Origin of the sequence: Vasconcelosia minhoensis LEGE 07310, assembly GCF_015207255.1 — a bacterium.
Taxonomy (GTDB): Bacteria; Cyanobacteriota; Cyanobacteriia; order Phormidesmidales; family Phormidesmidaceae; genus Vasconcelosia; species Vasconcelosia minhoensis.
The window spans coordinates 25,855-39,356 of the sequence record NZ_JADEXG010000051.1 but is presented as its reverse complement, the minus strand read 5'-3'; the positions used below and the strand labels follow the sequence as shown (position 1 = coordinate 39,356).

The window sequence follows — 13,502 nt, the reverse complement described above, 5'->3', positions numbered from 1 at the left end:
CGTGAGAGCGTGCTGTAGTGCGGCAGGTCTAGCTCGACTGACATCAGCTCGAATAAAGAGCGAGCAAACCCGATTGTCTGGCGCAGCTTCAAGCGATACACTGTCTTCAGCGTCAGCAAGGTCTCTAGCGCTAGGTCACTGTAGGTATTCGACGCGCCTCGCTTGCCAGTCTTTTGCTTGTTCTTCCAGGCGCTCAGCACCCCTTCATCTATCCAAACGGTCAGGCTCCCTCGGGCCTCCAAGGCGGCATGATACTCTAAAGCCTTTCTAAGGTACTACCAACTTTGAATCGGTTCGCCAAGGATACTGTATTGAATCCCTTGGCGGGAAAGCCCAGGCTGCTGGTCCAGCCAACGGTGCGGCGAATGGGCCTAGCTTGCTGAGCAGAGTGAGAAAATCTGACTGGAGCAGGGGCAGATTGGTTGGTGTCAGCAGGGGAATATGGATGAACAGCGCTTGAACTTCGGGCAGATATGCGGCTAGAAAACTCAGCACCCGATAGTAGAGCCGGTTGCAAACGAAGCCGCCTGCGTCATGGCTGATTTCGGTGTAGATGGTGTCTTCTATCAGCCAGTCCAGGTCGAGGCTGGTCTTCTGGATCTGCTGCTGATGGATGCCCTGCCGCTCCAATGAAAGCCGCTGCCGCTTTTCGGCCATGCCGCAGCAGACCACAACCTGGGGACGAATTCGATAGATCTGGCCGGTCACCTGGATGGGGGCAGTCTCGAAGTTGACGGGAAGGTGACGCAGCCAAACGACTTCAGGCGGCAGTAGCGCCTGCCGCTGCAGACTCGCGATTAAGTCATCCGATGAATTGGAACGCTGGTGGGCTCGCCAGGGCGTGAAGGAGGTAAGCAGTATCGGAGGCGTCATTGCGGCGGTGAACCGTTGATTTCTATCGGTGAGTCACAGTACAGTGTGAAGCGTAAGCCTTCGTTTTGCAGGAGCTGGCCCGATGAGCGCGATCGCGGTAATTGACTACGACATGGGCAACCTGCATTCGGCCTGCAAGGGGCTGCAAAAGGCGGGTGCGACGACGCTGATTACCGATGATGTGGCGGAGCTAGAGCGGGCCGATGGGGTGGTGCTGCCGGGGGTAGGGGCGTTTGACCCAGCCATGCAGCATCTGCGATCGCGCCACCTAGTCGAGCCGATTCGGCAGATTATCGCCAGCGGCAAGCCTTTTTTGGGGATTTGTCTGGGCCTTCAGGTGCTGTTCGAATCTAGTGATGAGGGTGATGAGGCCGGGCTCGGCGTTTTGCCGGGGACGATCCGTCGCTTCCAAGCTGAACCCGACTTGAAGATTCCCCACATGGGCTGGAACCAGCTGGAATTGAGACAGCCTGACAGCCCATTGTGGAATCAGATTTCGCCAGCGGCTTGGGTCTATTTTGTTCATTCCTACTATGCTGCCCCTGCTGACCCAAGTGTCTGCGCGGCGACAGTCACCCATGGCAGCCAAACCGTTACGGCTGCTGTCGCTAAGGATAATCTGATGGCGGTGCAGTTTCACCCGGAGAAGTCTTCGACGGCGGGATTGCAGATTTTGGCGAATTTTGTCCAGCTGGTGGAGCGGGAGCAGCGGGTTGAGGTTGGGGTAATGGGGTAGAGGGTGGAGGGTAAAGAGGGAAGAGGCAAGAAGGAAGAGGGTAAAGAGGGAAGAGGGAAAGAGACGGGGTTTTTGGGCTGGCCTACACTTTGGTTAGGGCTGGTAGTGCTGGGCGTGGTCTTTCGGCTAACGCTGATTGGGCAGCCGGTTTATTGGGTAGACGAGGTAGCGACTTCGATGCGGGTGGCGGGGTATACCCGGGCGGAGGTAGTGCAGTGGGTGGCAACCGGGCAGCCGCTGGGAGTGACGGATTTACAACAGTTTCAGATGCTGCGCGATTCTCTTGGCGAGAGGCTTGGCCAACGCGGCTGGTCAGATACGCTCTATGCCCTGAGCCAAAGTCCTGAGCACAGTCCTCTATATTTTCTGCTGGCTCGGGTCTGGGCTCAGCTATTCGGTAGCTCTGTAGTAGCCATGCGAAGTCTGTCGGTGGGGTTTAGCCTGCTGACGCTGCCCGTGATGTATGGCTTTTGCCGACGGCTGTTTGCAGCTCGGTTCCGGCTAATTCGCGCCAGTCGGCTGGGCTGGACGGCGACGGCGCTGCTGGCCATTTCACCTTTCTTTGTGGCCTATGCCAAGGAAGCGCGACCCTATAGCCTTTGGGCATTGCTGCTGCTGCTGCTATGCGATGTGCTATGGCAGGCGCTGCAAGCAAACCGACGACGGCACTGGCTGGCCTATGGGGTGGTGCTGACCCTGAGTCTCTATACCTCTTTGCTGACGATGTTCGTGCTGCTGGGCCAGGGGCTGTATGTGTGGGCAAATCAGCGATCGCGCTGGCGGCCCTATCTATGGGCAACTGGCGGCGGGTTGCTGGCCTTTTCACCCTGGGTGGGGCTGATGCTGACGGCCTGGCAAACGCTGGAGGGGAATACGACCTGGGCGCAGGAAACGATTCCACTCTGGGCGCTGGCGGCAATCTGGCTGCATAATCTGGCGGTGCTGGTATTTGACTTTCCGGTGGCGACGCAGCTGCCCGGCCTGGCCGCTCAGATGGGGACGGCAACGGTGATTGTGTGCTTTATGGGCTACGCCCTCTATCGGCTGTGGCGGGTTCCTGCCATTGGCGGCTTGGGGCTAGCGCTGGCCGTTTCGACCCCCGGCTCGCTGATGCTGCTCGACCTGATACGGGGTGGACAGCTCTCGACAGCGGCGCGCTATTTTATTCCGGGCTATTTGGGGTTGCTAATCGCGATCGCCTATCTGCTCAGCCAATCCTGGCTCCGCCCGACGCCGCTGGCCCAGCGCCGCCGCTGGCAGCTGATTGCGGCGGCGCTAATTGGGGTGAGTCTGCTGTCTTGCCTGGTTCAGGGGCGTCACTCGCCGCGCTACCAAAAAAGCCGAAATTTGAGCAATCCGGCTATTGTGGCCCAGGTCAATCAGGCGCGATCGCCGCTGCTGATTGCCACCGCTGACCAGGTCCTCGACCTGATTTCCCTTAGCTATCAGCTCCAGCCAGACGTGACGATCTGCGTTCTGCCCCAGCTAGACCAGTTTGAACGGGTGCTAACCCGTCATGCCGTGCCGGGCCAGCCCGTCTTTCTCTTCAACCCGTCAGAGCCGCTTAGGCAGCAAGCCCAGGCTGCCGGTCAGGCGCTAAAACCCATTTTTCAGCCCGAAAAATTAATTTCTCGGGAACTTGGCCTGACGCTGTGGCAAGCTGACCCCGCCAAGGTGGTAGACTAAATCGCGCTCTAGGGCTCACAGTCGTTACCAACGCTGCATGTCTTTACTACCGCCGATTAGTATGAATAACGGGACTCCGCGCAATTTGACGGTCTACTCAGGCGCGATCGCCCTGGCCGGACTGCTTCTAACCCAGGTGATAGCTACCGCCCCCGCTGCAGCGGAACCGTCCCCCGCGATGACATCGGAACCCGAATTATTCTCTGCTACCGATCGGCTAGGAGCTGCGGTGTTTGATTCGCAGACTACCCCAATCGATGAGAAAACGCCCTTGATGCTGGCGCAGCCTAGAACCGAAGTTGTCCAGGCTGCGCCGTTTCCAAGCCCGCCGCCGGCCATAGAACCGCCCGAGTTGCCTGAATCGCCGGAAGCTGAGGCGCGATTTGGCGATCGCGGCGATGACCGCTGGTACATCCAGGGCGCTGCGGCTACCCATATTGACAATCAGGAAAACGGCCAGTTTGGCATGGTTGGGGCGGGCATTTCCCATTTCTTTGTCGCCCGCCACAGTATTAATGGGGAACTCAACAGCTTTTACTTCAGCCAGAACGGAGACGACGCGGTAGGTCTCAATTTGGCTGTTCTCATCCGCTCGCACCTCGTCCGCCAGCCCAACTGGTCACTCTACATTGACGGCGGTGCAGGTGTTCTCGGCAGCACCGATGATGTTCCCAGTGACGGCTCACCGTTTAACTTCACGCCCCAGGCTGGCATCGGCGCTACTGTCGGCCTAGAGAACAATCGGCGGCTCATGGTCGGCGTCCGCTGGCATCATATTTCCAATGCCAATACCTTTGACGACAACCCCGGGCGAGACAGCATCATGGGCTATGTCGGGTTGAATTTGCCGAGATAATTCGGGCCACGTCGGTCTCAAGAACCCCTCTCCAGTCGGAGAATACAGCGCCTTGAGTATGATTAGCAGACTTCATTCGTTAGCACCCGGACTGTTTCCTTAACCTGACTACCGCGAACATGCCGCCTTCAGATCGCTCGGTTAGGGTAATGTTGCCGCCGTGGCGTTGGATGGCGGCTTGGGCAACCGCGAGACCCAGACCGATGCCGCCGGTTTCGCGGTTGCGAGACTGCTCCAAGCGAAAGAAGGGCGTGAAGACCTTTGCTCTCAGTTCGGCAGGAATGCCCGGACCGCGATCGCCAATTGTCACCTGCACTGATTTTTCTTTCAAGGCAAGGCTCACATCGGCTTCAGAGCCGTAGGTCACCGCGTTGTGAATTAGATTCATGAAAGCCCGGTGCAGGGTAGTGGGGCGGCCTACGTAGGTCAGCCGAGTTGGACCGTCATAGGTGACTCGCTGGTTCGCATCGGCAAAGTCATCACATAGGCTTTGCAGCAGTTCGGCCAGGTCGAACCTGACCGGCGCTTCGGTCATCGATTCTGCGCGGGCAAAGGCGAGGGTTTCGGTCAGCATGGCCTGCATCTGGTCCATATCCGCGATCGCCTTTTGGGCCTGTTCCGCATCCTCGATAAATTCGGCCCGCAGCCTGAGTCGGGTCAGCACCGTTCTCAAATCGTGAGAAATGGCGGCTATCATAAACGTGCGGTCATTTACCAGCTGGCGCAGCCGCTCCTGCATTTGGTTGAACGCCTGGATCGACTGGCGCAGTTCGCGGGAACCCGTCTCGGGCAGGGGTGGGGCGTTAATATCCTGACCAAACTGCTCGGCCGCGATCGCGAACCGCATAATCGGTTGGGTCACTCGCCGGGCCGCCCAAATTGAAATGAGCCAGATGGCGAGGCCCATCGTCAACAGCCAGAACCCAATCCGCCAGCTGCGGCGCAGAGAAGCAATGTTGGACGGCGTTACAAAAATCAGCCAGCGCCCGTCCGGTTGGCCAATGGCGATTACCATGCTCTGACGACTGGGGATAGCTGACGTAGGCTCGGCTAGGGGGCTGCCCGCCCAGCGGTCTAAGTCCTGCACCTGGACGGGGCGGGCTAACTCAATCTGGAGGCGCGATCGCACCGCCTGCCGTACCTCTTCCGCGTGCCAAGCTTCGCGCTCGGGCTTAGCCGGCGGCGCATCTAGAATGCCGACCTGCAGCGACGGGCCATTCAATACCTGAAGTAGCTTTGCCTGCTCAGCTGGCGGCGTTTCGTCCAGGACATCGACGACGGTCACCACCCGGTCGGCAAACAGCAGACCGAACACTTTCATTGAAGTCACCAGCCGGTCGTGGATGAATAGCCATAGCGCGATCGCCTGAGCAGAAAACAACCCTGCTGTGAGAATTAGGGTAATCCGTCCGGTCAGTCTGCCGGGTAGCAGTCTCATCGCTCTACGGCTGGCGTAAAGAGATAGCCGCCGCCCCGCACGGTTTTAATCAGAGTAGGCACTTTGGGATCGGCTTCGATTTTGCGACGCAGACGGCTGAGCTGCACATCGACACTGCGGTCAAAGGGGGCTGCCTCATAGCCCTTGGTGAGTTCCAGCAGCTGGTCGCGGCTGAGCACCTGCTGGGGATGTTCTACAAACGCCACGAGCAGATCAAACTGACTCGCGGTCAGCGGCATCAGTACCTGTTCGGGAGAGGTGAGTTCTCGCATCGCGATGTTGAGCTGCCAGCCGTTGAACGCGAACCGCTTTGGCGCGGTCTAGCGGGTCTCAGCAGTGGCGTAGTCAATTCGTCGTAGGACAGCCTTGATCCGCGCCAGCAGCTCTCTCGGGTTGAACGGCTTGGTCACATAGTCATCGGCCCCTAGCTCCAGTCCCACAATCCGGTCCGCATCTTCGCCAATAGCCGTCAGCATAATTACGGGCAAGGTCGATGTCGCCCGGAGTTTCTGACAGAGGGCTAGACCATCTTCACCGGGCAGCATTAGGTCTAGCACAACTAGGTTGATGGAATGGAGGTTTAGCGATCGCCACATTCCCTGCCCGTCTGAGACCGCCTCAGTCCGATAGCCATGCTTCGTAAAAACTGCGATAGCAAGTCTCGAATTTCGCGATCGTCATCGACAATTAGAATCAGTGGCGTCTCAGTCATCCTGAAATTGTCAATTGAGAAACCAGCCAGTTTTAATTCAGGTCTGTAACATTTGGTTTCACAATATTACTGCTGGCGATTGGGCTTCTGTTCTGTAAACCTTTTGACCTCAGCTTCTAAAGCCCGAAAAGCTTCCAGTTTTCGCAGGGGTGAAAAGTCATCCACTAATTCTGAAATGCGCTGCACTTTTGCGCCTATCCGAGAGTTAAATTTTTTAAGCCGTCTACCTGAAGCGCTACTTGCACAACTTAATATGAACAAATAGAACATCGCAGGGATAGAATTTAATGCTCAGCTGAATACGTTCCGATAGCGATTTGGGAGGTTTGGGAAGTCTGCTCAAATCTGCCCATTCTGCCTGAACAGCATACTCTGGTAAACAATTCTGAAGCAGCCAACTTAGCATAGGCATCAGCGCTTTGTCTGAAGTTCCTTCAGACAAAGCGCTGATGCCTAATTTCGTTCATGAAAACTTGCTGGTCAACAAAACCAAGCACAATTTCTGCTATGAAGTCCATTAATTAAAACTGAACCTTGCGAAATACCGTTGGTCTGGCCGTGCCGACCTGCTTGTATGTGTGAATCAATCCTGTTACCGAGGAGAGCATTCATTCTTCTCTTCTGTTTAGCTTCTTCTACACCATGAAGAGCCCAAGAAATGCTATGTGTATAGAGAGAGCTATAGCAATCCGTTACATCAGTGTGAAGAATACGACTAAATTCTAGGGAGTAGCTAAGAGATTGCTGTTCAACCCTTTGCCACCAACTCTTAATTTGTGTCGCTACATCTGTTTGACTATCAACTGACACCACTAGAGTACTACAACAGTCAACTGCTCCACCTTCAAACTCCGAAAAACGCTGAGTAATGTGCTCCCAATTCTGAGACTCACAAATCACATATATTAAGGAAACATAAATAGCCGGATGCATTAGCTCTAAAGGTCTCCAAGAAAATCTCCCATCCTTATTAGCAATGAAGTTATAATTTACGCCTTGAGAATCGCATGGATTTTTATTCTTGAGTTCAGAGTAATAGCGACTCCCTAAGGCTGTATCAACATCACTCAAAATTGGCTCAAAGCTGATATAGCTTGGCATATCTCCATTAAAGTAGCTACTTCCCTTCAAGAAGTGCCGTTTTGCCTCTTTGCTTGAGAGTTCAACCAGTCGCCTCATGAACCAAGCGTCTTCCAGAACAAATGAAAAATAGATTGAAGAGATTTCAAGAAACTTATCCGGTTTGCTTGAACACTTTTCGAACACGTAACGTTTATTAAGGCTAGAGTACCCACACTCATCCAAACTGTTTCAAACAGGCGCTTGGCCGCTTGGGTGGGCGATAAATCCTCAACGTCAACCTGAGGAATCTGCTTTTAGCAGCGTTCCAGGTCGTAGCGGTAGGCGCGATCTCGCCATCAGAGCCGTTAGTAGTATTACCCTATTGGCCAGGGACAAACTGCAGCAGCTCCATCGGAAGCGTCTGCCCGAAGAACTGAATCATCGTTGATGAACCCTTGGGGCTGGTCATGACGGCGGGCCATCCCGCAATCTCTCCCTCCGGTTATCGCTGGGCAAGCATTTCATTAGCCATGCTGCTCCAGCCACTTCACCAGGTCATCCTGCCCTTCAAAATCGAGCAGTGTCTCTCCTAAGGCCTCAACCTGCTCCAGCTCCAGGGCCTCGACCCGAACTACCAGCTGTTCAGGCACCGTCCCCACTTGTCGGTTCAGCAGTCGCAACACCAGTGATTTACCTTCCTGCAGCAGCCCCTGCTGCAGCCCCTGCTGCAATCCTTCAGCCTTGATATCCTGATAAATTACTGATTCTTGCATGAGTCCTTTCCTCAGAATCTGCTCGACTATTCCTTTCTCTAATACTAACCCTGCCAAGATGGCCGCAGATGCGGCTAGATTACTCTGGATGCTACGGTCTACTATCGCTTCTATCTGTTCGGTGACCTGCTGTAGGGTAGCAGCGCGATCGGCGGTCTGACTGAGGACAGCAAGCGGTAATAAACCCGGTGCGCTTAAAAAGGTATACGACGACGCAGTCGCACCCAGTAATCCAGCATTCTTAGCCGGATGGTTGGGTCTGGCTGAGTTTGGAACTCGACATGAAGCAGCCGTCCCCCCGATTGGAGCAACAGGGCATCAGCACGGATGGGTTCGAGCAGCAGCTCTGAAGGGCTCAGCTCGCTCAGGCTGACGGCTTCGCCTAGCAGCCATTGAGCTATGTCTGCCGAAAAGGCCTCTACCAGGTACTTACAGATGGCATCGAACATATTCGAGAGCGTGCCAGAATCACTGGGGCTTTGGATTTGCGATCGCGCTTTTGGAAAGTATCCGTGAGGGATGAATTTTTCTCAGAAGCGTTAGAATGCTGGCCATAAAAGGCCAGCTACAGGCTTCATTTATGCAACAAAGATTGAGCTAATCTGAGCTTTTTCAAGTAGCCTTTGAACCGCTTGGGTGGGCGATAGGCCTGTAACATCAACCTGGGGAATTTGCTTTTGGCGACGTTCCAGGTCGTAGCGGTAGGCGCGATCGTAGTAGTCCAGCAGGATGGCGAAGGCTTCGGTGAGCTGGCCCTGGCGGATCAGAGTGATGGCCTGCTGAGTGCGCTGGCCGCCCAGGCGTTTTTGAATTCGCTCGGTGGCGGCCACCAGGTCTTCGGGGTCAGCCTGGCCGTAGATGTCAACCAGTAGCGCTAGCCGTTCCTCAATCGGACGCACAATTTCTACAGCGGGGGCGGCTTCCATCTGGGCAAATAGCTCAGCGGGGATGCGGCAGGGGCCAATGCGGCGGCTTTCGGCCTCAATCCAGACGGGGCGATCGCGCTTAAAGCTATCCCACCGCATCGCCACCAAATTCTCAAACTGCTCGGTCGTCGGCTGCGGCGGCAGGCAAAGTGCGCCAAAGCTGCTGCCGCGATGGTTGGCATAGCCTTCCAAATCCAGTACCTGAGCGCCTTGGGCGGCCATCGCCTGCAAAATGTCAGTCTTGGCGGTGCCGGTCATGCCGCCCAGCAGCTGAATCGGGCGCGGCGTTTCCAACGTGCATCGCACCCAGCGGCGGAAGGCTTTGTACCCTCCGGCTAAGGTGACGACCTGGAATCCGGCAAGAGACAGCACCCAGGCCACCGCGCCGCTACGCATCCCGCCGCGCCAGCAGTGGAGTCGGACGGTGCGGTCAGGCGCGATCGCGTTTCCCCGCCGAATCATCTCCGCAAACTTTGGCCCGGCTAGCTCAAACCCCAGCTCCACCGCCGCTTCTCGGCCCTGGTGCCGGTAGCAGGTACCCACCTGCGCCCGTTCGTCATTGGTAAAGAGGGGAAAGCTGATTGCCTCGGGAATGTGGCCCTGCTCATATTCGCCGGGGCTGCGGACATCCAGAATGGGGCCAGTCTCGGTCAGAAAGTCTTCAATGGCAAGCGATAGGGACAAAGGACGGAGCGTTGACTACTCGTTAATTGTAATCGTTGGCCTGACTGAGGCAGCATCTACCCGTCCAATGCAGCGGCTCTGCGGATAGCCCAGGCGGTGCAGCTGGTGCAGGCAGGCTTCCGTTTCTGCCGCTGGGACCGCTGCCAGCAGGCCGCCTGCCGTCTGCGGGTCAAACAGGAGGGGGTAGTCTGGGTGGGACGAGATCGTGTTCCGTATCGCCGCAGCCGCCTGCCGATTGCGCTCTTGGAGTGAGCTGACCCAGCCCTGCGCCAGGGTCTGCCGCGCGCCCGACAGTACGGGCAGCCGCGCTAGATCGAGGATGACGTCAGCTTGGGACGCCTGCACCATTTCTAGCAGATGCCCCACCAGGCCAAAGCCAGTCACATCCGTACAGGCCGTCGTACTGTAGCGCCGCAGACAGTCCGCAGCGTTCTGGTTGGACTGCGCCATGCTGGCCACGGCGGCATCGATCCAGCGGCCCTTAGCGGCGAGCTGCATATCGGCGGCGAACAGCGTTCCCGTACCCAGCGGTTTGGTTAAGATTAGCGACTGTCCGGGCTGCAAACCGCTTTTACGCCAGATCTGGTCAGGTTCGACCCAGCCGTTGCAGGCAAAGCCCAGTGACAGCTCCGGCCCCTCGGTCGTATGGCCGCCGACTAGGAAAGTCTTGGACTGGGCCAGGGCCTGCATCGCACCGGAAAGCAGCTGGTATAGGGTTTCTTCCTGCTTGGCATCGGTGCCGTAGGAGATAGTCGCGATCGCGAGTACCTGCGCCGCCGTTGCCCCCATCGCAAAAATATCGCTGAGGCAGTGATTCACGCAAATCTGGCCGAACACATAGGGATCGTCGAGCATGGCCCGAAACTGGTCCACCGTCTGCACGGCTAGCTTGCCTGCCGGGACCCGAACGACTGCCGCATCGTCAGGCTGGTCTAGCCCCGAGAAAATATCCTCACGGTGGGGCCAATCCGCATCACTAGGGGCTTCTGCTCGAACCCTTTGCAATGCCTTTTTCAGGGGCAGGCTGCCGACTTTGGAACCGCAGCCTGCGCAGTACATCGTGGGTTTAGCATTTTGGATCGAGTCAACGGCTTCGGGCTGCTCAGGCCGCATCGGCGGAAATTCCTTAAACAAGCCCATAAACTTTTGGTCGATCCGGTCTTTCCACCAGCGAAAAAGCCGCGATTCACCGGCAAAGGGGCCTCGGGACGCGATCGCGGTTCCTGTGCCAGTGTCGATAATATTCAGAAAGCGCTTCTGGGGCCGATAGGCTTGCAGCGGCTGTTCAGCCAAATAGCGCCTGAGATTTTCAGCCAGCGGGCGGCCCTGGCGTACGGCAAAGACGCCTGCTTTGGGACGGTTATAGTTGACCATGGTGGCGATATCGCCCGCCGCAAAGATATTCGGATGAGAGCAGCTTTGCAGCGTATCTTCGACGGCAATGAATCCCTTTGAGTCGGTGGCTAGGCCCGTGTCGGCAATCCACTCGGGTGCTGCGGCATTGGTTACCCAGAAGACGCGATCGCACTCCACCGTCAGCCCCGATTCGCAGATCACCCGGCCCGGATCGACGGCACAGACGGATTCGTTTAGGTGCGTGTGAATGCCGCGATCGCGAAATTTCCGAGCCAGCAGCCACTGCGTCAGCCGGTTGCGCCCCGTCGCCAGCTGCGAGCCGCGATGGAAGAGATGGACGACCACCTTGGAACGCGGTAGACCTTGCTGCTCCATTAGCTGCCACAGCCGCGCCTGCATATTCAGCGCCAGCTCCACCCCGCCGACGCCGCCGCCGACAATGCCGATGGTAGCGGTCGGCTGGGCCGCGAGGGTATCTAGGTAAGTTTGCCAGGCTTGGAGCAGATGGGGGACGGGTTTGGCCGCGATTGCGTTTTCAGCCGCACCCGGTACCGCTGCAACCGTCGGCGTACTGCCAATATCGAGGGAAAGCAGGTCGTAGGCCACCGGCGGATGACGGCGGCAGAGCACTCGCTGATTGTCCAGGTCTAGCCCAACCATTTCATCCATAAACAGGCGGCATTGGGCAAACCGAGTCAGCGGCCTGAGGTCAATATGAGCCGTATCGAAGTCGTACCGACCTGAAATATGACAGGGCAACATCCCGGAGTAGGGCGTGTCGGTGAGGTTAGTGATCAGCGTCAGCTGCACACCGGACGGCAGCGGCTGCATCCCCAGACGACGCAGCACAATAGCGTGGCTATGACCGCCGCCGACTAAGACCAAATCGGTGTGGATAGGCACCGCCGTTTGCATTTTTGAGAGTCCTGAAACCGCCTACTCCACCATAGCGAGGGTCACTCAAACTGCGCTGAGAATCGGCTGAGAGGCCAGCTATACCTGACGGTCTGGCTCGCTTGGGGCCGCTGTTAAGTCAAAGTTTCGGCGAAATTCAATCCCGTAGGCTCCGAGCCCTAGCCGCTCATAGAGCGCATGCACGTTGGGACGGTTGGTGCGGCTGGTGGCCACCAGCTTGTAGCAGTTCTCCTGCCTGGCCCGCTCAATCACCAGCTGCACCAGCTGAGAACCGATGCCCTGGCCCCGATAGGCATCCTGAACGTAGATATCCTCAATCAGACCAAAGGGTTCCTGGTGCAAATCGTTGTACAAAACATAGAGGTAAACCCGCCCAACCTCGCGGTCCTCCTTGTGAACTGATATGCGAATGCCTCGGGCTTTGGCTTCAACCGTTTTGACTTCCATACATCTGCACCGGTTCAACGGCTCGATTTCAACGTCTAATGTCGGTTTCCAGGCTGCCTCAGAACTGACCCATGACTGCCCTAAAACTGCCTCAGCACCGCTTCAACGTATTATCCTGCGACAGCCAGCAATTTTGCAAAAAGCTGACCTCGAAGGTTAAACGGAAGGAGTCAGCCGTCGTGAGCTTACTCAGACCAGCCAATATCCCATTCAAAAATATCTACCCCATATTCCTGCCGTAACCTTTGCAGGTCTGGCCGCAGGGCCTGCTGAATTGAGCGCCGCTGGGCTTCAGTCAGGGCCGGTACTTCATCTTTTTTTGAACGCCCAGGCTGAGATAAAAGCTGGCGCAGATGATTCTTATAGCGGTCTGGGACCAGGTCCGCCGCCGACTTCAATAGGGATATCTGACTCAGCTTCCGCCAGGGCGTATCTTCGCGGTAGCTATTGCGGGCGTTGTGAATTTTTTCGAGCGCCGCGAACTGATGGGGCTGTAGCTCTAAAAAATTGCAGACCTGCTGCAAACAGGCTTGAGGCTCGTGCTTGAGCACGCTGAGCCGGAGTAGCAGCAGGCTGTCTTTGCCAAACTGCTGAGCATACTCATCAAGCTGTTTGGCATATTGGGCACTTTCGATTAGCCTGGGCGGCACCTCATCTGTCTCTGAAGGCTTTAACCAGCCCTGATAGTAGCCCTGGTAGCGAGCCGAATCAATTTTTTCAATCGGGTCGCGCATGATAAAAATAAACTTAAACTGCGCGTCCACAGAGGCAATGCGGCGGGTTGCCTTGGCCGAGGTCGATTGGGAAAAGGTATAGAGCGGAGAGGCTTCTAAAGCCGTGCGATGCACCTCCGGGTCCCATTGCCACAGGCTTTGATACCAGGCCAGGCTGCGTTCCCAATCCTCATCGTTGGCGAAAAAGTTAGTTTCCTTACGGCTAGAAGGTGCAATCTGAGGATGTTGGGCAAGATAGTTGAAAAGGCTAGTCGTGCCGCATTTTTGAGACCCAATAATCAGCGTATAGTGATTTATCATAGGG

The 13,502-nt window shown here is 56.5% G+C and carries 11 protein-coding genes and 2 pseudogenes; 3 read left to right on the top strand and 10 right to left on the bottom strand.

What is annotated here, in order from left to right:
* Positions 1-242 (bottom strand): transposase (locus tag IQ241_RS18590; RefSeq protein WP_193910073.1); only part of this gene is annotated, 242 nt, incomplete at its 3' end.
* A 25-nt stretch (positions 243-267) separates the two neighbouring features.
* On the bottom strand, positions 268-873 hold the full coding sequence (locus tag IQ241_RS18585) for a pyroglutamyl-peptidase I family protein (RefSeq protein WP_193910071.1): 606 nt from the start codon (positions 871-873) through the stop codon (positions 268-270).
* A gap of 82 nt (positions 874-955) precedes the next feature.
* Between IQ241_RS18585 and hisH the strand changes: the two genes are divergently transcribed.
* The 3 genes from hisH to IQ241_RS18570 all read left to right on the top strand — a co-directional run bounded on the left by hisH (position 956) and on the right by IQ241_RS18570 (position 4,151).
* Positions 956-1,609, top strand: coding sequence for an imidazole glycerol phosphate synthase subunit HisH (gene hisH / locus IQ241_RS18580; RefSeq protein WP_193910069.1), 654 nt, complete (start codon positions 956-958; stop codon positions 1,607-1,609).
* Between the two features lie 72 nt (positions 1,610-1,681).
* Positions 1,682-3,295, top strand: coding sequence for a glycosyltransferase family 39 protein (locus tag IQ241_RS18575; protein WP_193910067.1), 1,614 nt, complete (start codon positions 1,682-1,684; stop codon positions 3,293-3,295).
* Between the two features lie 61 nt (positions 3,296-3,356).
* On the top strand, positions 3,357-4,151 hold the full coding sequence (locus IQ241_RS18570) for an acyloxyacyl hydrolase (RefSeq protein ID WP_228021843.1): 795 nt from the start codon (positions 3,357-3,359) through the stop codon (positions 4,149-4,151).
* Between the two features lie 79 nt (positions 4,152-4,230).
* Here the strand turns inward: IQ241_RS18570 and IQ241_RS18565 are convergent, their stop codons facing one another.
* The 8 genes and pseudogenes from IQ241_RS18565 to IQ241_RS18530 form a co-directional block, all read right to left on the bottom strand.
* Complete coding sequence (locus IQ241_RS18565) at positions 4,231-5,589, bottom strand: ATP-binding protein (RefSeq protein WP_193910065.1); 1,359 nt, start codon at positions 5,587-5,589, stop codon at positions 4,231-4,233.
* Positions 5,586-6,301, bottom strand: a pseudogene (locus IQ241_RS26670) (response regulator). Before IQ241_RS26670 ends, IQ241_RS18565 begins: the two are co-directional and overlap by 4 nt.
* 480 nt (positions 6,302-6,781) lie before the next feature.
* Positions 6,782-7,480, bottom strand: a complete 699-nt coding sequence (locus IQ241_RS18555) for an RNA-directed DNA polymerase (RefSeq protein ID WP_193910063.1) — start codon at positions 7,478-7,480, stop codon at positions 6,782-6,784.
* Positions 7,481-7,887: 407 nt separating this feature from the next.
* Positions 7,888-8,585, bottom strand: a pseudogene (locus IQ241_RS26665) (Rpn family recombination-promoting nuclease/putative transposase).
* Positions 8,586-8,714: 129 nt separating this feature from the next.
* Positions 8,715-9,746, bottom strand: a complete 1,032-nt coding sequence (mnmH, locus tag IQ241_RS18545) for a tRNA 2-selenouridine(34) synthase MnmH (protein ID WP_193910061.1) — start codon at positions 9,744-9,746, stop codon at positions 8,715-8,717.
* A gap of 15 nt (positions 9,747-9,761) precedes the next feature.
* Complete coding sequence (gene selD, locus IQ241_RS18540; RefSeq protein WP_193910059.1) at positions 9,762-12,017, bottom strand: selenide, water dikinase SelD; 2,256 nt, start codon at positions 12,015-12,017, stop codon at positions 9,762-9,764.
* Positions 12,018-12,095: 78 nt separating this feature from the next.
* Positions 12,096-12,464: a GNAT family N-acetyltransferase gene (locus tag IQ241_RS18535; RefSeq protein WP_193910057.1), complete on the bottom strand. Its 369-nt coding sequence runs from the start codon at positions 12,462-12,464 to the stop codon at positions 12,096-12,098.
* A gap of 185 nt (positions 12,465-12,649) precedes the next feature.
* The gene (locus tag IQ241_RS18530; RefSeq protein ID WP_193910055.1) at positions 12,650-13,498 is read right to left on the bottom strand and encodes a sulfotransferase; all 849 of its coding nucleotides are present in this window, start codon (positions 13,496-13,498) and stop codon (positions 12,650-12,652) included.
* Between the last annotated feature and the right edge of the window lie 4 nt (positions 13,499-13,502).

Bases quoted from the DNA above. Each gene is read 5' to 3' on its own strand.
- IQ241_RS18535 (WP_193910057.1), bottom strand. From the start codon at position 12,464: ATGGAAGTCAAAACGGTTGAAGCCAAAGCCCGAGGCATTCGCATATCA.
- IQ241_RS18555 (WP_193910063.1), bottom strand. From the start codon at position 7,480: ATGAGGCGACTGGTTGAACTCTCAAGCAAAGAGGCAAAACGGCACTTC.
- selD (WP_193910059.1), bottom strand. From the start codon at position 12,017: ATGCAAACGGCGGTGCCTATCCACACCGATTTGGTCTTAGTCGGCGGC.
- IQ241_RS18570 (WP_228021843.1), top strand. From the start codon at position 3,357: ATGAATAACGGGACTCCGCGCAATTTGACGGTCTACTCAGGCGCGATC.
- IQ241_RS18585 (WP_193910071.1), bottom strand. From the start codon at position 873: ATGACGCCTCCGATACTGCTTACCTCCTTCACGCCCTGGCGAGCCCAC.
- hisH (WP_193910069.1), top strand. From the start codon at position 956: ATGAGCGCGATCGCGGTAATTGACTACGACATGGGCAACCTGCATTCG.
- IQ241_RS18530 (WP_193910055.1), bottom strand. From the start codon at position 13,498: ATGATAAATCACTATACGCTGATTATTGGGTCTCAAAAATGCGGCACG.
- IQ241_RS18565 (WP_193910065.1), bottom strand. From the start codon at position 5,589: ATGAGACTGCTACCCGGCAGACTGACCGGACGGATTACCCTAATTCTC.